We start from the raw sequence: 21889 nt of genomic DNA on the forward strand, positions 1-21889 counted from the left end.
GGGGTGTGGGCACGCCGGGGCGGGCGCGGGCACGGCGGAGTGAAGCGGGGAGCGCAGGGCGCGGGCGGGTGTGGCGGGGTGTTCCCGGGCATGGCGCGCGGCTGGGTGTCGCGGGCGTGCGCCCGCCGGACGGCTGCCGTGGGGTGGGAGGCGGCCGTCCGGCGGGTTGGGGCGCGGAGCCGGATCAGGTGCCGGCGAGCGGGAGGGAGGCGGCGACCACCTGGCCCAGCGCCACCGCCCGTTCCAGCGCCTGGCGCAGCAGGTCCTCGCGGGGCTGCCGGCCGACCATGCCGGCCGGCACGGCGTACATCGTCACCTCGGAGAGCTGGCTCGCGGCCATCCGCCAGGCGTCGGTGACCTGGAGCGGCTGGTGCGCCTGCCACCAGCCGGTGCTGCCGCCGGCCGCGGCGGGCTGGAGGATCGCGTGCAGCTTGCCCATCGCGACCAGGACGGACCAGCCGGGCAGCTGGTCTGGGGTCTCGTCGAGGTCGGTGACGGGCTGGAAGCCGGCGTCCTGGAGCAGGTCGAGGAACTCGTCCTCGCCCGAGGTGCTGCCGGGGCGGCCGACCGGCCCGGTCGGCTCGACCACCAGCGAGGCGTGCCCGACCTTGCCGTGCAGGACCAGCCCGCAGGTGATGCCGAGGATGGCGGCCTGGCCGGGGGCGGCCGGCTGGGTCGGGGCCGGGCCGACGGGCGCGGCCGGGGCCGGCGCGGGGGCGCTCGGCACGGCGGCGGGGACGGCGAGGTCCGGGCCGCCGGGCTGGGTCTGGCTGATGCTGCGGACGGCGCCCGCCAGCTGCTCCTCGGAGACCGGGACGACCTGGGAGGGGATGCAGCGGGCGTGCGCGAAGGCGAGGACGGCGGTCTCGTCGCCGACGAACAGCACGGTGCTGGTGGGCTCCACGTGCGTGTCGCCGGGGGTCCGGCAGGAGGTGCACTCGTAGCCGTCGGGGGCGCGGTCGCCACCTAGCAGGCGGTCGGCTTCGTCGTCGCCGATCTCGGACCGGACCTCGTCGCTGACGTCGAGCATGCGCGGCACAGGGTCTCCTCGGATGGGTGTGGATGGGGTGCTGGGGCGGACACGGAGAGGTCGCCATGCCCAACGGGCCCTTGTGTCAGGCGTCACGGGTGCCCCTGGAGGCTGACGTGAATTGCCTCGGATCCGACCGCACCGCGTGTTCTCGTGGTCGCAATCTGTCGATGTCGGTGCCGGGACTGCCGGAATCAAACAGTGAGGTGAGTCACGGAGTCCGGATGTTTGATCTAGGAATCGACGGTTAAAGCGGACAATTCGGGCATGATTGCATGGTCGTTACCGCCGGTAACCCTTGGCTGAGCTGGGCAGACCGTCGAGGTTTTGGATTCCCCGTTGATCGGCTCGTAGCTTCTTGGACGGCGCAACGAGCGCCACCCGGGTTCACCCCCGACGCACAGCCCCCCGGTCCGCCGGGCGTGGCAGGTGCCCGCCGACGCGATCGCTCGAACACGTCGTCGGCGAGCGGCTGGGTGGCCGGGGCGGCAAGCGGCACGTCCGACACGTGCCCGGCCGCCCGACGGACGCAGCGAGTGATCACGGCCCTTCCCGGGGTCTGGTTCCGCATGCCCGCCCGGGGCTGTCGAGAGGAACCTCATGACCTTCCGTAACGAGACCGCCGCTGCCACCACCTCCACCGCCACCAAGCGCAACCGCGTTCGGATGGCTGTCGTGGCGGGCGCCGCTGTCGCGGCCCTGCCGGTGGCCGGCCTCGTCACGGCCACCTCGGCCTCCGCCGCCTCCGTCTCCACCTGGGACGCCGTCGCCCAGTGCGAGAGCGGCGGCAACTGGGCCATCAACACCGGCAACGGTTTCTACGGCGGTCTGCAGTTCACCTCCAGCACCTGGGCCGCGTTCGGTGGCACCGCCTACGCGTCGCAGGCCAACCAGGCCACCAAGGCGCAGCAGATCGCCGTCGCGGAGAAGGTCCTCGCCTCGCAGGGCCCGGGCGCCTGGCCCGTCTGCTCCGTCAAGGCCGGCCTGACCAAGGGCGGCGCCCCGGCCGCCGTCGACACCTCGGCGGGCTCCGCCGCCGGCTCGACCGCCGCCAAGCCGGCGCAGACCCCGAAGCCCGCCGCCAAGCCGGCCGAGGCCCCGAAGGCCGCGCCGAAGGCTCAGGCCGCGCCGAAGAACGACGCCGCCGCGCCGAAGGCTGCCGCCCCGAAGGCCGACGCCCAGAAGTCCGCGCCGAAGGCCGACCAGGGCGCCAAGTCCTGGAACCGCTCGAACGACGCCAAGCCGGCCGCCAAGGGCGACTACACCGTCAAGGCCGGTGACACCCTGAGCTCCATCGCCGCCGCGCAGGGCCTGGACTGGCACGACCTGTACCAGAACAACGCCAAGGTCATCGGTGGCAACCCGGACCTGATCTTCCCGGGCCAGACCCTCAGCATCTGAGGTCTGCCCAGCTGAGGCCTCCTCGAGCACGTGAGGCCCCGTGCGCGGTCGGTGTCGGCTGCCCGGGGCTCACCGTGCCGGTGCCCGACCGGGTGCCGATGTGCCGATCTGTTCATGCGCTGATCTGTCGGTGCGTCGGCTGTCGGTGCGTCGACGTACGGATGTGCGTACCGATGTGCACGGCTTTCACGGCCGCTTCTCCGCCGCGCGGGTTCCTCCGCCGGTCGGGGGAGCGGCCGTCGGCGTTCCCGCGGGCGGGAGTCGAGGTCGCGCGGGGGTGTGCCCGCCGTCGGCGACCGGGCTGGGCCCGGGGCTGGGCCCGGGCCCGGCGCGGGTCGGCCCGGGTGGGCGCGGTGCGGGAGGATGGTGGGGTGATCCAGGGCGAGCTGTTCGGTGATCCGGGCGGGTCCCCGGGCGCGCGCGAGCGCTCCGAGCCGGCCCCCGGCGCCGTCCTGCTGCCCGGCTGGCTGGACCTCGACGCGCAGCGGCGCCTGGTCACCGCCTGTCGGGAGTGGGCCCGCCCGCCGGCCGGTCTGCACGCCGTGCGGATGCCCACCGGCGGGATGATGTCCGTCCGGATGGTGAGCCTCGGCCTGCACTGGTACCCGTACGGGTACCGGGAGGTCGCCGAGGACGGCGCGCCCGTCAAACCGTTCCCGCGGCTGCTCGGGGACCTGGCGCGCAGGGCCGTCGCCGAGGCGTACGGGGCCGCGCTGGGGGAGGTCGCGGGGGCGGCGTCGTACGCGCCGGACATCGCGATCGTCAACCACTACGCGCACGGCGCGAAGATGGGCCTCCACCAGGACCGCGACGAGCGGGCGGACGCGCCGGTGGTCTCGCTCTCGCTGGGCGACGGCTGCGTCTTCCGGCTGGGGAACACCGAGACCAGGACCCGGCCGTGGACGGACCTGGAGCTGCGCAGCGGCGACCTGCTGGTGTTCGGCGGCCCGGCCCGGTTCGCGTACCACGGGGTGGTGCGGACGCTGCCGGGGACGGCCGATCCGGCGCTGGGGCTGCTCGGGCGGCTCAACATCACGGTGCGGGAGTCGGGGCTGGGGGCGTAGCCGGAGGTCGTGCGGCCGGTGGGGGCCTCCTGGCCGACCGGGCCGTCCCGTCCGTCACCTGCTCGTCGGCTCGCCTACTCGTTCGAGTGAACTGGGCGTTCCGGACCGCTGCGCGGGAATGACCCGGGTCGCCAAAGGATTCGATTGAGCTGGAGAATTGTTCGGAGTCCGGAGAGGAAACGTGCCCATGGGTACCCCCGTCGACGACCTTGTCGATCTGCTCGACCTTGAGCAGATCGAACTCAACATCTTCCGTGGGCGCAGCCCCGAGGAGGCGCTGCAACGGACGTTCGGCGGCCAGGTCGCCGGGCAGGCGCTGGTCGCGGCGGGGCGCACGGTGGACGACGAGCGCCCGGTCCACTCGCTGCACGCCTACTTCCTGCGCCCCGGGGTCCCCGGTGTGCCGATCGTCTACCAGGTCGACCGGATCCGTGACGGCCGGTCCTTCACCACCCGCCGGGTGCTCGGCATCCAGGGCGGCCGGTCGATCTTCGCCCTCACCGCCGACTTCCACAGACCCGAGGAGGCCGGCATCGAGCACCAGTACCCGATGCCGCCCGTCGCCGCCCCCGAGGAGCTGCCCAGCGCCCTGGACGAGGTCGGCTCCCGGCTCGGCGAGCTGCCCCCGTTCATCAGCCGCCGCCAGCCCTTCGACATCCGCTACGTCGACCGGCTGCGCTGGACGAAGGAGGAGCTGGAGGGCGTCGAGGCGCGCAGCGGCGTCTGGCTGCGCACCAACGGCCCGCTGCCGGACGACCCGCTGATCCACGTCTGCGCCCTCACCTACGCCAGCGACATGACGCTGCTGGACGCCGTCCGCGCCCCGGTCGAGCCGCTGTGGGGCGAGCGGAGCTTCGACATGGCCTCGCTCGACCACGCGATGTGGTTCCACCAGCCGTTCCGGGCGGACGACTGGCTGCTGTACCAGCAGGAGTCCCCGATCGCGCACGGCGCGCGCGGCCTGGCCCGCGGGCAGATCTTCGACCGGCACGGCCGGCTGGTGGTGTCCGTGGTGCAGGAGGGGCTGTTCCGTCCGCTGAAGCGCCGCGAGGGGTAGGTGTGTGGCCGGAGTGGTGCCCCGTGTTGTGCCCGGTGTCGGCGCGTTGCCGCCGTGTTGCGGTTTCGGCGACATCGGGCCGACGGGAATGATCCGTCCGCGCGGACGGTGTTGTGGATGACGGAGGACGGGCGGCCCGAACAGCGGGCCGTCCACGGACCGACCGGGAGGGTGGACCGATGACGGAGACGGCCGCGGAGGACTGGAAGCACTGGAGTGACGGCCGGGCGGCGTCGGTGAGCGCGCAGCACGGCCAGCTCGCACTCACCGGCACGCACTGGCTGGAGCCCGAGCCCGCCGAGATCCCCGGCCTGCCCGGGCGCTGGTGGGCCGACGCCGAGGGCGTCCGGGTCCGGGCGGCGGCGTCCGACGGCATCACGGTCGACGGCGCCGACGCACCGGTGGACGGCGAGGCGCTGCTGCGCCCGGACAGCGACCCGGCCGCCGACACCGCCGTCCTGGGAGGCCTGCTGCTCGTCCCGATCGAGCGCGAGGGCGAGCTGGCCCTGCGGGTCTTCGACCCGGCCGCACCCCGCCGGACGGCGTTCGCGGGCATCTCCGCCTTCCCGTACGCGCCCGAGTGGGCCGTGCCCGCCGTCTTCACCCCGTTCGAGGACGACGACGCGCGGTCGGTCGTCGTGCCGAACGCCGACGGCCGGGAGCGCCCGCTGGCCGTCTCCGGGCAGATCGCCTTCACGGTGGCGGGCGAGCACCGCACCCTGACCGTCAGCCGGTCGGGCGATCGGCTCAGCGGCGTGATCGCGGACACGACCAGCGGCATCGACACCTACCGCTTCCGCTTCATCACCCTGCCCGCGCCCGACGCCGAGGGTCGTACGGTCCTCGACCTCAACCGGGCCTACCTGCCGCCGTGCGCCTTCTCGGACCACTTCATCTGCCCGTTCCCGCCGCCGGGCAACCGGCTGGACTTCGCGGTGGAGGCGGGAGAGAGGCAGGTGCTGAGCCGGTAGCGGGGGCCTCGCGGGTGGGGCCGGGGCGTCGCGGGCGGGGGCGGGCTTTCGCTGGGGCGGCCCCGGTGTGGGGCTGTCCGGGGGCGGAGCGGAGCATGAGGGACTATGTCGAACAATCAACATTCCATGCCGTCCCCCGCGCCCGGCCCGTCCTCCGTGCCCTCCGCCGCCGATCCCGAACCCGAACCGGAACCCGGACCGGGGGACGGACCCGGGGCAGGGGACGGACCCGGGCCGGAGGCGGCCGCTGGCTCCCCCTGGTACCGGCGGGCCTTCGCCGACCTCAGCCCGCTGCGCGACCACCCCGACTACCGCCGGGTCTGGGCCGGGCAGGCCGTCTCCTCCATAGGCCAGCAGATGACGGCCGTCGCCGTCTCCGTCCAGGTCTACGACCTGACCGGCTCCGCCTTCGCGACCGGCCTGGTCGGCATCTTCTCCCTCGTCCCGCTGGTCGCTTTCGGCCTCTACGGCGGCGCGATCGCCGACACCGTCGACCGGCGCCGGCTGGGCCTGCTCGGCTCGGCCGGTCTGGCGGTCGTCTCCGCCGCCCTGGCCGCGCAGGCGCTGGCCGGCCTCGGCCTGGTCGCCGTCCTGTACGCCGCCGTCGCCGTCCAGGCTGGCTTCTTCGCGATCAGCTCGCCCGCCCGCTCCGCGATGATCCCCCGCCTGGTGCCCAGCCACCAGCTCCCGGCGGCGAACGCCCTGAACACCGTCAGCATGAACCTCGGCCTCACCGTCGGCCCGATGCTCGGCGGCGTCCTCATCGGCGCCTACGGATCCCAGGCCGCCTACCTGGTCGACACCGTCGCCTTCACCGGCACCCTCTACGCGATGTGGCGCCTGCCCGCCATGCGGCCGCTCGGCGAGCGCAAGGGCCGCGCCTCCGTCCTCGACGGCCTCCGCTTCCTGCGCGAGCAGCCCAACCTGCGCACCAGCTTCCTCGCCGACCTGGCCGCGATGGTCTTCGGCATGCCGCGCGCCCTCTTCCCGGCCATCGCGGTCACCTTCTACGGCGGCGACGCCGGCACCGTCGGCCTGCTGGTCTCCGCCCCGGCCGTCGGCGCCCTGATCGGCGCGCTCTTCTCCGGCTGGGTCGGCCGCGTCCACCGCCAGGGCGTCGCCGTCCTCGCCGCCGTCGCCGCCTGGGGCCTGGCCATCGCGGCCTTCGGCGCCCTCCACAACCTCTGGCTCGGCCTCCTGCTGCTCGCGGTCGCGGGCTGCGCCGACACCGTCAGCATGATCTTCCGCAACACGATGATGCAGGTCGCGGCCCCGGACGAGATGCGCGGCCGCCTCCAGGGGATCTTCATCGTGGTCGTCGCCGGCGGCCCCCGCCTCGGCGACTTCGAGTCCGGCACCGTCGCCGCCCTCACCAACCCCGCCACCTCCGTGATCACCGGCGGTCTCGCCTGCGTCGCCGCCGTCCTCCTCCTCGCCGCCCGCCGCCCCGCCTTCCTCACCTACGACGCCCGCCACCCCACCCCCTGACCCACCCCACCCCCCGAACCTGGCAGCGAGCACCCCCCGACGTGCTGTATTGTTTTCCACGTCGCCGGGACAACCGGAGACAAGGTCGAGAAGCCCACAGCAGAGCCCCCCAGGCCCCGCTGCAGGCGCCGAGACCACGGGACGTGGCGCAGCTTGGTAGCGCACTTGACTGGGGGTCAAGGGGTCGCAGGTTCAAATCCTGTCGTCCCGACTTGCATCATTGCAGGTCAGAGGCCGTTTCCGCCGGATGGCGGAGACGGCCTTCGTGGTTGGTGGTCGCAGTGTGGTCGTGAACGCCCGTTCACGTCGCACTCGGAGGGCACTACCTGCACTCGGGAGCTCCTCGGGGTGGCTGGCCCGTCCTTCGCTGGCGAGCTGAGCGCAGCTGACAGCCCGTTTGGACGCTGTTCGGCGTCGGAGTGACGTTGATTTTCCTGTGGGCGGGTATGCCTGTGAGACCCGCGGCATCCGTTTGTGGGCGGTTGCTTGGGTGGACGTCAGCTATAGACCGGCTGCCCGGGTGTTCTGTGTGCCCCTGGCGTTGGACGTGGGCTGTAGCGCCGTCAGGCGGCGTGGCTGAAGAGCGCGTTCGGTGCCGGGCCGCTGAGGGCGAGGGCGTCAACGCCGCGCGCGCGGGCTTCGACGAGGCAGAGCCTGGCTTCGATGGTGTGGACCGCGGCCATGGCCACTTCCCAGGTCAGGTGGCTGTAGATGTTCGCAGTGGTCGAGAGCGTGGAGTGCCGCAGCGTCTTGGAGATGACCGCCATGGAGACGTTGCCCTCCAGGGCGAGGGTCGCGGCAAGGTGCCGTAGGTCGTGGATGGTCACGTGGGGCAGGCCGGTCTGCTTGCGCAGCTCGTGGAAGCGTCGGCGGACCGCGGCCGGGTGGAGGGGGTTGCCGTCCGTGCCCTGGAAGACATGGTCGTTGTCGGTGGAGGTGCTCCTGGCCATGGCGCGCTGGAGGGCGGCGGCGACGCGCTCCGACAGGGGCACCCAGTTGCGGCTCTTCTTCGTCTTCGGTGCGGTCAGGACGAGTTCGTGGTTGTCGATGGCGGAGAGGGTGTGGCGGATGTACATGACGCGGTCCTCGATCCGGACGCACTGGCGTTGAAGCCCGAGTGCCTCGCCCTTGCGCAGGCCGGTTCCGATGATGACCTCGAAGAGGTCGGCGAAGGCGGGGTCGACGTCGCGGCAGTGGGCAAGGAAGGTGACGGCCTGCTCCGCGTTCCAGGGCACGCGCTCGTCGGCGCGGGGCCGGCGCATGGGCAGGGGCTGAGCCGCGTTGAAGGGGAGCCGGTGGGTGCGGACGGCGGTCCCCAGGGCGCTGGAGAGCGTGGCCAGGCAGTGGTAGACGGCCTGGCGGCCGCGGCCGGACTCGAGCTGCTCGTGTGCGTAGGAGGCGATGTGATCGTGGGCGAGCTCCTCCAGGCGCATCTTGCCGAACACGGGGATCAACTCGCAGAGCACATAGGTGCGGTAGCGGGCGTACGTGGTGGGCTTGAGCAGGAACTCCATCGACTTCAGCCACTTGGTGAGGTAGGCGGCCACCGTCTCGTGCGGGTCTGCGTCGAAGCCCAGCTGGCGGCCTTCGAGGAAGCGTCGCAGCGCGCTCTCGGCGGCGAAGTCGTCCTCGAAACCGCCGCGCCGCACCGTGCGCCTGCGACCGCTGAGCGAGGGGATGTCCACGGCGAAGGTCCACGTGCCGTGCCCCTCCTCGACCAGGCGCGGGCATCCGGCGCCGAGCTGGCGCCGAGCCGCGTCGCGGCACCCGCACCGACGGTAGACCCGACCCCGCCGCCGCCCCGAACTGCGCACCACTTTCTCCTGCCTCCTGCGGTCCTGACTTTCTCAATCAGCCCGCGAGGCTACAGATTTCACGTCTGGATGGCCGACTGCGACCACCATGCGATCACCAACACGGAATTTGTGGCCTGACCTGCGACTTCCGGTGAGCACCCGCACCTGGACTTGATGGCTGCGCCTCGTGCAGCGCGGCGCGGTTCCTGGCAGGTCAACGCTGGCGCCCTGTCACCCTCGGTGGTTGATGTCGCCTACGAAGGCGTGCCCTGGCCGATTCCCGTTACGCTGCGTTGTCGGCATTGGTACAGCGCCGCCAGGCGTCGGCGTTCCGCACGGGCCCGAGCCCATCTGGAGCCACGCCTCGATCTGGTCGAGCCATCGAACAAGCAGTAGTTGGCGGCTATGACGCCACCATCACCAGTGTGGGAATGAAGAGGAGTGGGCGAGGCAGACTCCGACGGTCAACGATCCGATATTGATATTGCCCAGTCTGAAATGGGTCGCCCGTTGCAGCGCCACGCGAGGTTGTCTACCTTCACTTCTTGCGCCAGCAATCGCGCATCGGCGATCGCCGCCCAGCACTGCACAGTTGTGCTTGTGATCGAGCAGCCTGTGCGACAGCGAACGCTTCCGCGGCTCGGGCCTTCGCCCTGATGGGGGGACACGCTGATACTGGATCTGCTTGATCCGGAGGAAGCGAAAACACCGCCGATAGCGATGGAGGACTACTCGGACGAGTTCAGGGCCGATACCGTGGCCCTGTACGAGTCCACGCTCGGAGCGACGTACAAGGACATTGCCGCTGACCTGGGCATCAACAGGGCGACGCTGCGTGAGTGGGTGCTGCGGGACCGCGAACGCCGCGGTGTCGTCCCCACCGTCCCCAGGTCGGGCGGGAAGGCGGCCCTGGCAGGACAGTCGGCCGTGGCCGCCGATCCGGCCGAGCGGACCCGGCAGTTGGAGGCCCGTGTGGCCGAGCTCGAGGCCAACGAGCGGAAGCTGGCCACCGAGCGGGACATCCTGCGCAGGGCGGCCAAGTATTTCGCCGGCGAGACGAACTGGTGAGCCGCTTCCAGTTCGTCCACGACCACAGAGACGCCTATGAGGTGAAGCGGCTGTGCCAGGTCCTGGACGTCAACCGCTCCAGCTACTACAAGTGGCTCAGCGGTGCTGATGCCAGAGCCGTCCGCAGGTACCAGGACGAGGTCCTGGCCGAACGGATCCGCCGGATCCACGCCGATTCCGGCGGCGCCTACGGCTCGCCCAGGGTGACCGCGGAACTGCGCGGGACCGGAACTCGGATCAACCACTACGAAGCCCTACCCGCCCGCTCGGAAGCCGCGATCCATGTCGCGATGATCGGCCTCATGATCCGCCGCCTCACCAGGGAAACCACCCCGACCGGGTGAGGAACCTGAACCCCGTCATCACGGCGAAACGCCCAGTCAGAACACAGGTCTCGTGGATACGGTGTCCTCCATCGTCAGCACTGCGTAGTTGTCGATCCCCTCGTCAGCCGTGGGCCGTCTCGGCCTCGTCGTCCGGCGTCGTGGATAGTCCGGCCGCGTCGGCGAGGTCTGGATCCTCCCCGATCTGGTCTCCGGCGGGTGTGTCCGACTCCTCGTTCAAAGTCCGGTCGTCGTTGGCGAGTGTCGGGAGGACGTATGCCTGGGCCAGCCCCGCGAGGTGGAGGGGGAGGGGGAGAGACAGGGCGGCGGCGTAATCCGGGGCTTGGCGGAGCTGGTGCATGGCGAGGGCCAGCGCCTCGGGGTCGTCGGGCTTTTCCAGTACGGGGGCCGCGGAGTCGTCGTCCTCGTGGCAGCCCAGTACCGCGATCTCCACCAGCGTCGGGTTCCAGGCGCTGGTGCCGGCCTGCGAGGTGAGGTTGCCTGCCGCGTTGACCCGGGTGGCGAGGCGGTCGAGTGCGGGGGAGATCGCATGGGTTCCGGGGCGTTCGGTGGTGCTGTAGAAGACCCGCTCGCGCGACGAAGCCCTTTCCCCGTACCGCTGTTGGGGATCCTGCGCCCAGAAGCCGGCCGGCTGCCCGTGGGGCTTGCCCGGGTCGGCCAGGCCCCACCACTGGGCGCTCTCGCGACCGCCGCACCCGCGCACGCGCACGAGGCGGAGTTCGTCGTCCAGTCGGCCTGCAGGGGCGTGGCCGGGCTTGATCAGGTCGCGTTCGATCTGGCCGTCCTGGAGCCATGGCCAGTGGAGTCGGCTGTTCTGAGCATGGGTGATCAGTGCGGTGGGCTGCCCTCGGAGGGAGTGCAGCACACGTTGGAGGAAGGCCGCGGTCTCCCTGCGCTGTTGGGCGAGGTTACTGCGCCACTGCTTGCCGGTGACCCGAGGGGCATCGGGGCGTGCGTCATCGTCTGAAGTCTCGGGTTCCGTGAACGCTTCGGGGCCGATCTCCGCCTGTTTCACCAGACCGAGGAGGAACTGAGGGTAGGGCACCCATTCCCCCGCGGTGTCATCCCAGCCGCGTACGGCTGCAAGGCCTTCCCCGGCCGGGAGCGGGGTGACGAGGACGGCCACAGGCAGGTGCTTGGGCAACCGGGTCGGGCCGTCCTTGCGACGTTTCACCATCCACACCGCCGCGTATTGCAGCGAGTCCGGAAGATCGTCACCGAGGGTGTGCTGGGGCAGGACGCGGACACCGAGCTGGCGCAGTCCGTCGAGCCACGAGCTGTACGTGCGGTGGTCGAGGCTTTCCGCATTATCGATCTGCCGATCGGTGGACGGGGTGACTACGAACTGAGTCAGCAGGCCTGCGTCGGCGCACCCGAGGCGGATGGCGAACTTGGGGTCCGTCGACGCCTGGCGAAATGTACTGCGGTGTGCGACTTCCACGAGGGCGAGTCCGGGGCGGGAGGGGTCCGCGTCGTCCGCGCGGAGCCAGGCGCGTAGGGCGCGGCGCCGTTCGGCGACGGCCGCCGCGAGCGCCGCGCCTTTGCCCTTGACCACCAGGTCGGGCACGAGCCGGTCGCCCAGTCCGTCGGCGAGGGGCAGGCAGCGCAGCCGGAGTGTGACCTCCGCCGTCCGCCACTCCAGGACCACCGGTGCTCCGGGCGTGGCCTCGTCGAAGTCCCGGTCCGTGACGTGGGCGGCACTGGCGCCGCCGTCGCCGTCGAGGCCCAGGGCCTTGGCGAACTGTTCCACTGCCTCGCCGCGTACCTCGGGCGACTGCCACAGCAGCCGGGCCTCCACCACGGGCGGGCCGGCCTGTTCCGGGCCGTGGGAGGCGATCCGGGCCTGTGCCGCGAGTGTCACGCGCCGTGCCCGGGTCTCGCGCAGCAGCTCGGTCTTCTTGGCCTCGTCGGTCCTGGGCTTGGGCCGCCGGTTCTCCGGCGCGCCGATGCCCTTGCTGCGTCCGCGCGTGAGGTCGGGTACCCGGGCCAGTGTTTCAGGAAGGGCCTGCTCGGCCCATTCGGTGAGCTGGGCCCGCTGGTTGGGCATGAAGCCGGTGCCGATCTCGTGCTTGCCCATTCTGGTGCTGTGGACCACGGCGGCGCGGACGCCGCGGCCCTCGCCGATCCAGGAGACCGGTTCGGTGAGGAGTTGTTCGGGGTCGGGGAAGTTGCCGGCGAGGCTGAGTCCGCGCAGGATGCCGGCGGTGTCGTTCTCCGACCAGACGAAGGTGTCGGCGGCCCGGTCGCGGCGCAGGCGTGCCAGTGCGTAGCGTTCGGTGGCCGGTGCGCCGGGCAGCCAGGGGATGGTGGGCCGCAGGTAGACGGTAGTGGCCTCTCGGTAGGGCAGGTTGAGGCGTTTGGTGGTGGTCCGAGGGTGGGTCGCCCAGCGGCGTACACCCCAGTGCAGGTGGAGACGCGGCCTGGGGTCGAACGGTGTGGTGTGCAGGGAGATGTTCAGGAGGACGGAGAACCACCATTCCTTGCGTTTGACGGTCCGGCACAGGGGCTGCGACATGAGTTCCGCGCCTTGGTCGCGAGGTCCGCGGGGCAGTGCCCGGAACCGCAGCTCCCCGCCCTCGAACGGGAAGGGGTCGAGGGTCAGGATGCGGCGTGCCAGGGCGTCGGTGGCGAGTTGGAACTGGCGCGGTTCCGGAGCGGCAGTGCCGCCCCGGATGGTCGGGGTAGTGAGGAGGTCGACGCCTTTGACGGGCTGCCACTTAGGCAGGTTCTGCTTCAGCCCGGTGCTGCTCGCGAGCAACAGCGAGCGGAACCTGGGATCCTGTGCGGAGTCCTTGGGGCCGAGGGTACGCAGCCAGGCGTCGAGGAGTTGCTGCATGGAACGGCCCGGGAGGGGGTCGGGCGCCGAGGCCGGTACATACATCCAGAAGTCCTCGGCGGCCTGCGGCCCCGGTTCCACGGGGATCCGCGGCCGGGGGCGGACGATCACGTCGGGGGCGAGGGTCTGAAGCACACCGTCGAGTCGGCGGGTGGGCAGCGTCGGCTGCCGCTTCTCCTCGTCCCGCCCGTGGTTGTGCAGTTCGAGGAGTCCGGCGTGCCAGTGTTCGGGGAAAGGGAGTGCGTGGAAGTCCTCGCTCCAGGGGGTGCCCTCCTCGGCCAAGTGGTACGCGGATCGGCGGATGTTCTTGTACATGTAGGTTCTCCCTGCGATGTCCGTACGTGGCGGGTGCGGTTGCCCGCTAACAGTGCTGCCCAGGGCGGTGGTTGGCGTGCTTCATTTGACCGATCGTGGGCCGGGTGATGTCCCCATGGCGCACAGCGCTTCGTACAGCGGTCGGTAGAGCAGCTTGACGAGTGCGGCGTCGGCGGGATCGGTGCGCGCGCCGTACCCGACGGTGCCAGCGTCCGTGTTGGTGTGCGCGAAGTACGGCGCCAGAACGTCCCGTAGCCTGACCAGCAGCCCGGGGTCGCCTGCGCGGCGTGGGCGCCGGTTCTGGCCGGTGAAGGGTGCCTGTGCCTCGGCGAGTCGCGGTGCGAAAGCCGCGTCGACGAACACGACGCGGGCGGGTACGCCACCGCGGACGAGGCGCCCGATGACCTGCCAGATGGTGACGAGCTGGTCCCAGACGAAGGACTTCTTCTCGTCATCGGAGAGCGAGGAGTAGATGTAGGGCCGTGACAGTACGTGCCGCCACACGCCGCGCGCGGTGGTCCTGAAAGCACTACCTGCCGCGTTCAGGTCCCCGGCCTGGGTGACCATGTCGCTGAACGTCCCTTCGCCCGGCAGCTTCAGCTGACCGCGTACGAACCGCGTCGCCCAGTCGTTGATGGCGAAGACCGCCAGGGAGAGGTCGTCAGGGCGGGGGTGCGGACGGACCAGGAAGAACACCGTTCCGAACGCCGCCACCTTCTCCTCGCCGGGCCGTTGGGGGGCAGTGAGAATGTTGTGTCCTCGTTCCACGGCGAGGAGGGGCGCCACGAGCAGTTCGGCGTCCGGATCGTCGGCGAAGGACGCGAGGTCCCCACGCCGGACCGCTCCCGCACCTGATCCCATGCCCGGCGCCTGACTCCCCGTCGGCGCCGCCCCGTCGACGGCGGCCTCCAGTTCGGCGTCGTCGGCGGCCAGAACGCGTACCCGGCCATGCCAGCGCGGGATCTCGTTCAGGGCTGTGGCGGCCACCTTGGCTTCCGTGTAGCTGCCCACCAGAAGCAGAGCACGCTTGCGGCGCTGGTCGGGGATTCGGGCGAGTTCGCTCTGGAGAGGGGAGGAGTTGCCGTCGCTCCGGGATCGGGCGAGCCGGTCGATCATCAGGCGCAGGACATCCTCGCGCTGGTCGGGGTCCTGGCCGGAGAGCCGGATCGGCTGTCCTGCGGCGTCGTAGAGGAACTCGGTGCGGAACACGGTCTCCCGGATGGCGGCGAGAGCCTTGCGCTGCGGTTTCAGTACGGCACGGACGGGGGCGACGACATGGGCCCGGGTAGAGGTGCCGGCCCAACTGGTGCCCGACATCAGCAGCACGTGTGGGCCTGCCTTGCCGAGGCCTGGGTCGGCGCCGAGCTGGGGAAGACCCAGGAGCAGTTCCCGGCCCACGCCCGCGCAACGGAAGAAGCGCAGGGTGCCGGTGCGGTGCCCGTCTTTGTCGCGGGCGGCGGCCCGTTCGTCCACCAGGTACTGGAAGCCCAGGACGTTGCCCATGGGCGCTTCGGGTAGAAGTGGCGCGTAGTCGAGGGGTGGGCGGCGGGTCAGTTCATGGGCCGCGGAGTCCAGCCGTAGCGCTGCCTCCACCTGGGGCCACAAGAACGTCACCCGGTCCAGGCGTTGGTGCAGGGCGGCGAGGACGAGGGTGAACTCCAGTCGCCGTGCGTTGAGTTCCCGCCACTCCGCGGTGAGTGGTACGTCCTCGGGGGCAGGCTTTTTGCCTCGTTCGGCGGCGGGCACGGGGCGCTGTTCCGGGCCCGGCGCTCCGACGAGGAAGGAGTCGAGGAGCGCGCGGACCCGGCGCCGTGTCTGTTTCTCGTCGAGGGTGTGCAGGACGTCGTGGGCGAGGGCAGTGAGCTTGTCGGCGGGGGTTCCATAGGGGCCGCGTCCGCCGAGCGGATCGTCGCGGAACGTGTCGAAGAACCCGGTGATCTCCGTGCGTCGCTGCGCCCAGGGAGCCTCGGGGACAGGGGAGTTGCCGTCGGCCCCGAGCCCTTCCTCATCCTCGTAGAGTGCGCTCTCGTCCTCGACGTCCCCTTCGCTCGTGTTGTCCGGTCGCCCGGCGGCCTGGCCTCGCGTCAGCGGGTACCAGGCGTGCAGCAGCTTCTCCTGGAGCGTCCACGCACTGAAGTAGTCGATCTGCGCCCAGTCCCGCATCGCTCCGTCGTCGATGAGCATGGCGTACAGCCGGTCCGCGGCGGAACCAACGACGTCCAGGGCGGCGGACCACCGTTCCACGTCCTGGTCGGAGAGCTGCAGCCGTCCCTGCCGGGCGAGTTCGGCGATCTCGTGGGTCTGCAACTGGTCGAGCCAGGAGTCGGAGACACCGGTGGTGACGAGGGTGGCCGACGGGGCGAACATCTGGTCGAGCTGCATCTGTACGCGGTCTGCCTCGTCGACGACGACGATGTCGCTGCGCAGACAGGCCAGCTCCAGATAGCGCAGGCGCTCGGCGTTGAGCTGACGCGGAACCGCGGTCTGGACGAGACTGGCCGGGTTGGCCACCCAGATCAGCGCGTCCACGAGGTCACGCGCGGCGGAGTGTCGGGGGCAGACGCTCCACAGCGGGCAGGCGTGCGGGGTGCCTAGGTCCTCATCGTCGGCCCCGGTGTCGTCCGTGGCACCCTCCCTGTCGACGGAGCCTCGGGCTCGTTCGAGCTCGCGTACCGCCCGCTCGACCGCGGACTCCTTGGCGGTCTCCTGGCGCCGAGCGGGGTGAAGGGCACCGCACGGCGCGTCGGTGTAGCGCAGCGGCTCGGACGTGTCGAGCGCGCGCAGGGCGTCCAGCGGGCAGGCGGTGCTGAGGTGGGCGAAGACGGGTCCGGTGTGAGCCAGCAGGGAGTGTTCTCCCCGTGCGGCGAGTCTGCGGTGCAGCCGCTGGGTGTGCTGGGGCCGCGTCGTGCCCCCCTGTACCAGGGCGGCGCTCAGGCCGAGCGTGCGGAACAGCTCGGTCAGTGTCAGCTGTTCGGCCACATCGCCGACGATGAGAGTGATGCGCAGGCCGTTGTGGTACGCCCAGACGGCGAGCAGGGTCATCAAGGTCGACTTGCCGGCGCCGACCATACCGACGAGGTGGGTGAGCCGATCGAGCGGTAGCGCGGACGCCGATTCGAAGGCTGTCCCGTCCGGGGTACGGGTGTCGAGGTCGAGCTGGGCGAGACGCTGCTCCCAGTTCCCCGCCTTGAGCCCCCGTCGCTGCTCCTCCGCGTCCATCCACCGTGCGACGTCGGCGAGCTCGTCGAGCGGCACGTCGAGGGGGCCTGCAGTGGCCGGGTGTTCGGCGGTGAGGGGGTGGCCGGGGAAGGGGGCCCGCACGAGATCGGCGGGGACGGTGACGGAAGTGCGCCGGTGACGGCGGTCCATGAAGCGGTGTTCGCCCGCCTCCGCTGGGGGAAGTCCCTTCGTGGCGAAGCCGGGGAGGTTCGCGAGCGCGTCGTCGTAGGTGGTGAAGCGGTCGGCCGCTACCTTGAGGGGGACCCGATGGGCGGGCTCCCCGGCCGCCTGGACGCGGTACGCGCGCAGCCGTTCGGGCAGTTCCAGGTAGGCGTCCAGGCTCTGCCGCCACATCCGGCCGCGGCGCATGGGCCAAAGCAGGTGCCGGGCCGCGGTCAGCGCGACCTGTTCGGTGGTGCCAGTGGGGAGCTTCGAGGCCCGCGCGAAGGCGAGGCCGTAGCCGCCGAGGAGCGTCCACGCCCCGTCGGCAGCGTGACCGGGCGCCACGGTCTCCATCAGCCGCAGGGCGAGCTCGACCTGGCAGAGCAGAGCGGGCCGGGTCCCGGCGTGTTCTTCGGGCCAAGGCTTCAGTGCGGCGACGACCGGCTGATACCAGCTGCTGCGGTCACGCATGGTCTGCTCCCTGCTTCCCGGCACCGTCGGTCGCCGCCGTCTGATTTCCGGACCGGGACGACGTTGTGCGGGCCCCATCGTGCTTCCTTGCCAGAGGCACGGTGTGCAGGGGCGCGATGGACGCGTCCGGCCCGCGTTCGCCGGACAGCCGCAGCCGCGTGGTCCGTTTCAGCTGGTCGTCCGTCAGCAGCCGCAGACCGCAAGCCCCCGGGCCCCGCTCCTTGGCATACATGGCCAGGTAGTCGCGGCGAGCGCGCACCCGGAATGCGGGCACCACCCAACAGGCTTCGTCGTACGGAGGCTCGGGGCGGACGGCCGTGGCGGCGCGTCCGAGGAAGGCGGGGTGTGCCCAGTCCTTGACGTCGACGGCCCACACGTGACCGTCGGGGAAGGTGATGCGAAGGTCGTACGCGTCGAAGCCGGGCCACATCTCGACGGTGAGACCCAAGGCGCGTAGCTCGTCCTCCAGGGAGACCTCGGCGCGTCCGGGCCCGGTGACGAACTGCCTCAGAGGTTTCCGCAGTTGACGCAGCTCGCCCACCTCCGACGCGACGAGTTCCCGGCCGTGTGGCGGGGGACCTTGGTGCCGGCACTGGTCGCGCTCGCACCACCACTCGGTGTCGGACACCGGATGGAGCAGGGTCAGGCAGCGATGACAGCACAGGTACGCGCCGTCCCGGCGGAACCCGAGGGGGACGGGGGCGTAGATCTCCTCGATGAGAAAGCGCACGGGGTCGAGGAAGAGGTCGGTGCTCACCTCGGCCCAGTCCGCTTCGGTGAGGACGGGCCGATTCACCAGGAGACGACGGAAGGCCGTGTACGACTCGGGTGACGACACGGCCCGGCAGGCGCGCAGGGCCTCATGGATCACCAAGCGGTCGTACTGCCGACCGGTGCTGTCCCCATGTCCCCGCACGGCGAGCTCGTGGCAGAGCTGCGTGGGCTCTCCGGAATCCTCGTCGATCATCCGGTCTGCGGTGTCGAACAGGTCCGCGGGCAGCCGGTCGAGGGGCCAACTGCCCAAGGGACGGGCGCGGGCCCAGCGCATCATCTCGGGCACCCCGGCCGGGGGCTTGGCGCCGCTGCGCAGGCACTGAAGCACCAGGGCATCCAGGGCCCGCTGCGCGCCGGCCGGGTAGGGCAGAGTGAAGGAGTCAAGGCGGTCGACGGCCGCCAGGTGCAGAACGGCGGTGGCCACGTCCCGCAGGAGGACGACATCGGGGTTGGACAGCCAGTCCGGTACGAGTTGTTGGTCAGGCATGGGGCGGGGCGTCCCCTCGCGGCGAGGTCTGTGTGTCGGGGCTCGACGGGCGCGGATGGTCAATGACGTAGGCGGTGCCGGGCCGACACCACGTCCGGGCCTGACAACCGTGGCAGTGGCGTCCGGTCCTCGGTTCGTAGGTGGTGTCGTCCAGGAGTGGCTGGGCGAGTTCGGCGATGACGGCCCGGGCTTCGTCGACGATCTCGGCGCGGCCGGGGTCGATGGGTTCGAGTCGACTCTCCCCACGGACCTCACGCAGATGCTCCAGTTCGACCCAGGTGCGGCGCGGGTCGTCGCCGAGCGCGCCCGCGTGGAACAGCAGGACACCGAGGGCGAGTTGGGGATAGGTGCGGAGCAGGGAATCGCGTTCCCACAGCGGTCGGGCCGACGTCTTGGTCTCGCGCCAGATCCATCGGCCGCGGTGGGTGTACACCAGGTCGGGTACAGCGAGGACGACGATGTCGAGTTCTGGCACGTAGGCCGTGACCCGATGCTGTACGAGCACCTGCTCGTCGGCGTCAAGTCCGTTGAGGGGGCACAGCAGTCGATGTTCCGCGAGCATCCCGGCAGCCTCGCGTGCGGAGGTGTCGTCGAGCCCGGCCCTGGCCCGTACCGCCATCGGCTCGGGGATCTCGCGGTCCCGGCAGCCGCGCACCGGGCGTTCGGCGTGCTCTGCGTCGAGCCAGGCGTCGACGGCTCTGCCGCGCCGTGCCCCCCGGTCCTCGGCCGAGAGGTCGTTGAGGTGCAGTCGTCGCACCAGGTGATACTGGGCGGGGCACTCGGCGTGCAGTCGCAGGTCCCAGACGGAGACGGAGCGGCGTTCGCGTGCGAGAGCCGGAGGGCGCCCGCCCCACAGCCGTGGGGTGCGCTTCAGATCCGCGCAGCCGGCGATGGCCTTGCAGTTGACACAGCTCTCCCCGGGCCGCACGCCGGGTTCGGTGGCAGCCGTGACGAAGGCAGGCGCAGCGTCGGTCCTGAACCGCTGTCTCGCCTCGTCGGGGCCTTCGGAGAGCAGCTCCTCCACGGACCCGTCGGCACACCCGATGTCGAAGACACGGACCAATTCGGGCGGGCAGGTGCTTTCGGTCGCGGTGGGCGGGGGCTGGGCGCGTTGTTTGCGGCGAGGTGTGGGCGCGCCGAAGGCCATCACCTGCGCCACGGCCCCGAGTTCCGCGTCGGGGCGGCCGGTCTTGGCCCGGCCCATGGAAGGCAGCCACAGGTCGCGCACCCTTCCGTCGGAGGAGGCGTACATGCGGCCCCAGAGGGTGTGCTCGTACTGCCGGGCGCCACGGGCGTCGGGAGTGTCCGTGCGGGGAGTGCGCCACGTCCATGCCTGCTTCACCGGCTTGGTCTCAGGCAGCCCGGCCTCGACGGCGGCTGCCTGTTCGCGGGTACGGGCGGCTACGTAGCGCTCCAGGGCGTGGGCGGTCCAGGCCAGGTGGGCGGGGTGGACCGGGGCGCCCCATCCCCGGAAGGGACCGCGGGTGCCCCGGAGTTCCTCGCGTACCCGCTCCACGGGCCATCCGTCGTGTTCCACCAGGTCGAGGGCGGTGAAGAGCGGGCCGAACCCGAACTCCTCGCGGGGTGGCCGCCGGAACGGCACGGTCGGGTCGGCGACGAGCAGGGGCCGCATGGCGGTGCGTCGGTGGGTGGGACAGGCCGCGTCGTCGGGCCGGGCCATCCGGGGGCTCGCCCTGATCAACCAGTCGTGGCCGGCGACGCCGGGTGGATTTCGCATGGTGACCTCCGTGGCAGGCGGTATGGGCAGGAGGGTGCCCAGGGCAACGGGAGTCCGAGGACGTCCGGGCACCACTTGAGCATGGCATAGATTTGTGAACTGAGTCCATGGACGTCCCGCGTCCAGAATCTTTCACGCTACGCTGGTGGGTCTGATGCGCAGTGGTGCGAAGGGGCACAGTGGTGGACGCGGATACGTACAAGCCCGGCGTGGGTGATCTGGTCGACGGGCGCTACGAGTTGAAGAACTCTCTGGGCAAGGGCGGGATGGCCCAGGTCTGGCGGGCCCGAGAGGTGTCCGGGGGGCGGGAGGTGGCGGTGAAGTTCCTGCGCCACGACTCCGAGGCCCTGTACTGCCTCGACCCGTACGAGCGAGATGCCGAACTCGCCGTCAGGAACGCCCGGTTCCGGCGCGAGGCCAACCTCCTGGGCACGCTCGACCACCGGGGAATCACCGAACTGTACGGGAGCGGATCGCACCAGGGTGTCCCCTACATCGCCATGCGCCTGGTGACCGGAGTGAGTCTGCGGACCTTCCTTGACGAGCACAGCCCCCTGCCCCTGGCCACGGCGGTCGCCGTCGCCGTCCAGGTGGCAGGGGCATTGGCCTGCGCACATACTCTCCCGGTCGTACACCGGGACCTCAAGCCCGCGAACCTCATGATCGATGAAGAGGGGTGGGTCGTCCTCATCGACTTCGGCATCGCCAGGCCGCTGCACGCCGACGTCACCCGTTACACGGCGCACGGTTCGACGCTTGGCACCCGCGGTTATCTGGCGCCGGAGCAGCTCCTGGAGCGCGAGCCCACCACGCGCACGGATGTTTACTGCTTCGGCTGCATCTTCTACGAGCTCCTCACCGGGCGGCCCCCGTTCCCGCTCGGCGCGGAGTCCGGCCTGACCGACAAGCACCTCAACGAGGTGCCGCTGCCGCCGAGCACGTACGCCGCGGGCATCCCGGAGCCGATCGACGATCTGGTGCTGCGCATGCTCGCCAAGAAGCCCGAGCAGCGCCCGGCCGTTGACGAGGTCCTGGAAGTCCTCGACCCGTTCGCCCCGGGGGTTGGCGATCCCGAGCCCCGGCCCCGCACCCACCCCGACCCCACAGCCCCCATGCGTCGGCCGCGGGACCGGGCTGCTCGTCTGCGCCCGGTCACTCTCACGCTGCCTGTCGCGTCCGCACCAGCAGATGAGTGGCTGGACGCCCGCGTCGTGGAACAGCTCTGCGCGCAGGCCGAATCGGAGATCGCGACCGGTGAGCCGGGCGACGCGAGCGACCGGCTGCACGGTCTGACAGAACGGGTCCGCGAGGAGTGGGGTGAGAAGCGCCCTCTGGTGCGTCGCGTGTGGCATGGGGCTGCGGACGGATTCCGCCTCTCCGGCAATTTCGGCGCTGCGGCCCGCCTCTATCAGGCCGTCGACGACGGTCTCATTCATGGGGACGGGCCGGCCGAGCAGGCCGATCGCGCGCTGATTCGGCTGCGCATGGCTGAATGTCGACTCGCCTTCGGGGAACTGGAGGCGGTCATCGCGGCGGTCGACACGGCGGGCCGCACGGCCGCTGGCCTGCCAGCGGAACTCGCGGCTCGTGTCGAGGCCCTACGCCGCGCGGTCGACGCCCAGCTCACGGCCCGCCTGGCCGAGCCCAGGCGCAGGGAGGCGTGACGCT

The 21889-nt window shown here is 71.2% G+C and carries 14 protein-coding genes and 1 tRNA gene; 9 read left to right on the plus strand and 6 right to left on the minus strand.

Annotated elements, in window-relative coordinates; all coding sequences use genetic code 11:
- Positions 1-184: 184 nt before the first annotated feature.
- Positions 185-1039: a hypothetical protein gene (locus AMK13_RS28610; protein WP_074004696.1), complete on the minus strand. Its 855-nt coding sequence runs from the start codon at positions 1037-1039 to the stop codon at positions 185-187.
- A 591-nt stretch (positions 1040-1630) separates the two neighbouring features.
- Here AMK13_RS28610 and AMK13_RS28615 point away from each other — a divergent pair.
- The 6 genes from AMK13_RS28615 (at position 1631) to AMK13_RS28640 (ending at position 7222) form a co-directional block, all read left to right on the plus strand.
- Positions 1631-2431: a LysM peptidoglycan-binding domain-containing protein gene (locus AMK13_RS28615; RefSeq protein WP_074004697.1), complete on the plus strand. Its 801-nt coding sequence runs from the start codon at positions 1631-1633 to the stop codon at positions 2429-2431.
- A gap of 374 nt (positions 2432-2805) precedes the next feature.
- Positions 2806-3495, plus strand: coding sequence for an alpha-ketoglutarate-dependent dioxygenase AlkB family protein (locus AMK13_RS28620; protein WP_380716915.1), 690 nt, complete (start codon positions 2806-2808; stop codon positions 3493-3495).
- A gap of 187 nt (positions 3496-3682) precedes the next feature.
- Positions 3683-4552, plus strand: a complete 870-nt coding sequence (locus tag AMK13_RS28625; RefSeq protein WP_049658849.1) for an acyl-CoA thioesterase — start codon at positions 3683-3685, stop codon at positions 4550-4552.
- A gap of 179 nt (positions 4553-4731) precedes the next feature.
- Positions 4732-5523, plus strand: coding sequence for a DUF1684 domain-containing protein (locus AMK13_RS28630; protein WP_074004698.1), 792 nt, complete (start codon positions 4732-4734; stop codon positions 5521-5523).
- Positions 5524-5649: 126 nt separating this feature from the next.
- On the plus strand, positions 5650-7011 hold the full coding sequence (locus AMK13_RS28635) for an MFS transporter (RefSeq protein ID WP_198959452.1): 1362 nt from the start codon (positions 5650-5652) through the stop codon (positions 7009-7011).
- Positions 7012-7148: 137 nt separating this feature from the next.
- A tRNA-Pro gene (locus tag AMK13_RS28640) sits at positions 7149-7222 on the plus strand.
- A 352-nt stretch (positions 7223-7574) separates the two neighbouring features.
- Here AMK13_RS28640 and AMK13_RS28645 read toward each other — a convergent pair.
- Complete coding sequence (locus AMK13_RS28645) at positions 7575-8696, minus strand: tyrosine-type recombinase/integrase (protein ID WP_079272564.1); 1122 nt, start codon at positions 8694-8696, stop codon at positions 7575-7577.
- Between the two features lie 831 nt (positions 8697-9527).
- Here AMK13_RS28645 and AMK13_RS28650 point away from each other — a divergent pair.
- Positions 9528-9875 carry a transposase gene (locus tag AMK13_RS28650; protein WP_074004699.1) on the plus strand — a complete coding sequence of 116 codons (348 nt, stop codon included), beginning with the start codon at positions 9528-9530 and terminating at the stop codon, positions 9873-9875.
- Positions 9872-10219: an IS3 family transposase gene (locus tag AMK13_RS46480; protein ID WP_107418877.1), complete on the plus strand. Its 348-nt coding sequence runs from the start codon at positions 9872-9874 to the stop codon at positions 10217-10219. Before AMK13_RS28650 ends, AMK13_RS46480 begins: the two co-directional genes overlap by 4 nt.
- A gap of 103 nt (positions 10220-10322) precedes the next feature.
- Here AMK13_RS46480 and AMK13_RS28660 read toward each other — a convergent pair whose 3' ends face one another.
- The 4 genes from AMK13_RS28660 to AMK13_RS28675 form a co-directional block, all read right to left on the minus strand.
- Positions 10323-13370 carry a pPIWI_RE module domain-containing protein gene (locus AMK13_RS28660; protein WP_074004700.1) on the minus strand — a complete coding sequence of 1016 codons (3048 nt, stop codon included), beginning with the start codon at positions 13368-13370 and terminating at the stop codon, positions 10323-10325.
- 81 nt (positions 13371-13451) lie between these two features.
- Positions 13452-17222 carry a hypothetical protein gene (locus AMK13_RS28665; RefSeq protein ID WP_074004701.1) on the minus strand — a complete coding sequence of 1257 codons (3771 nt, stop codon included), beginning with the start codon at positions 17220-17222 and terminating at the stop codon, positions 13452-13454.
- Positions 17215-18483, minus strand: a complete 1269-nt coding sequence (locus AMK13_RS28670) for a restriction endonuclease-related protein (RefSeq protein WP_074004702.1) — start codon at positions 18481-18483, stop codon at positions 17215-17217. The genes AMK13_RS28665 and AMK13_RS28670 overlap by 8 nt, the downstream gene beginning before the upstream one ends.
- Positions 18476-20221: a PD-(D/E)XK nuclease family protein gene (locus tag AMK13_RS28675; RefSeq protein WP_241853071.1), complete on the minus strand. Its 1746-nt coding sequence runs from the start codon at positions 20219-20221 to the stop codon at positions 18476-18478. The genes AMK13_RS28670 and AMK13_RS28675 overlap by 8 nt, the downstream gene beginning before the upstream one ends.
- Positions 20222-20430: 209 nt before the next feature.
- Between AMK13_RS28675 and AMK13_RS28680 the strand changes: the two genes are divergently transcribed.
- A complete protein-coding gene (locus AMK13_RS28680; protein WP_241853072.1) occupies positions 20431-21885 on the plus strand; it encodes a serine/threonine-protein kinase in 1455 nt (484 codons plus the stop codon).
- Positions 21886-21889: the final 4 nt, after the last annotated feature.

Origin of the sequence: Streptomyces sp. CB02056 (genome assembly GCF_001905545.1) — a bacterium.
GTDB lineage: Bacteria > Actinomycetota > Actinomycetes > Streptomycetales > Streptomycetaceae > Kitasatospora.

What these genes read in the sequence shown, in the direction of transcription:
- AMK13_RS28615 (WP_074004697.1), top strand. Translation starts at nt 1,631, where the DNA reads ATGACCTTCCGTAACGAGACCGCCGCTGCCACCACCTCCACCGCCACC.
- AMK13_RS28625 (WP_049658849.1), top strand. Translation starts at nt 3,683, where the DNA reads ATGGGTACCCCCGTCGACGACCTTGTCGATCTGCTCGACCTTGAGCAG.
- AMK13_RS28630 (WP_074004698.1), top strand. Translation starts at nt 4,732, where the DNA reads ATGACGGAGACGGCCGCGGAGGACTGGAAGCACTGGAGTGACGGCCGG.
- AMK13_RS28635 (WP_198959452.1), top strand. Translation starts at nt 5,650, where the DNA reads ATGCCGTCCCCCGCGCCCGGCCCGTCCTCCGTGCCCTCCGCCGCCGAT.
- AMK13_RS28650 (WP_074004699.1), top strand. Translation starts at nt 9,528, where the DNA reads ATGGAGGACTACTCGGACGAGTTCAGGGCCGATACCGTGGCCCTGTAC.
- AMK13_RS28660 (WP_074004700.1), bottom strand. Translation starts at nt 13,370, where the DNA reads ATGTACAAGAACATCCGCCGATCCGCGTACCACTTGGCCGAGGAGGGC.
- AMK13_RS28665 (WP_074004701.1), bottom strand. Translation starts at nt 17,222, where the DNA reads ATGCGTGACCGCAGCAGCTGGTATCAGCCGGTCGTCGCCGCACTGAAG.
- AMK13_RS28670 (WP_074004702.1), bottom strand. Translation starts at nt 18,483, where the DNA reads ATGCCTGACCAACAACTCGTACCGGACTGGCTGTCCAACCCCGATGTC.
- AMK13_RS28675 (WP_241853071.1), bottom strand. Translation starts at nt 20,221, where the DNA reads ATGCGAAATCCACCCGGCGTCGCCGGCCACGACTGGTTGATCAGGGCG.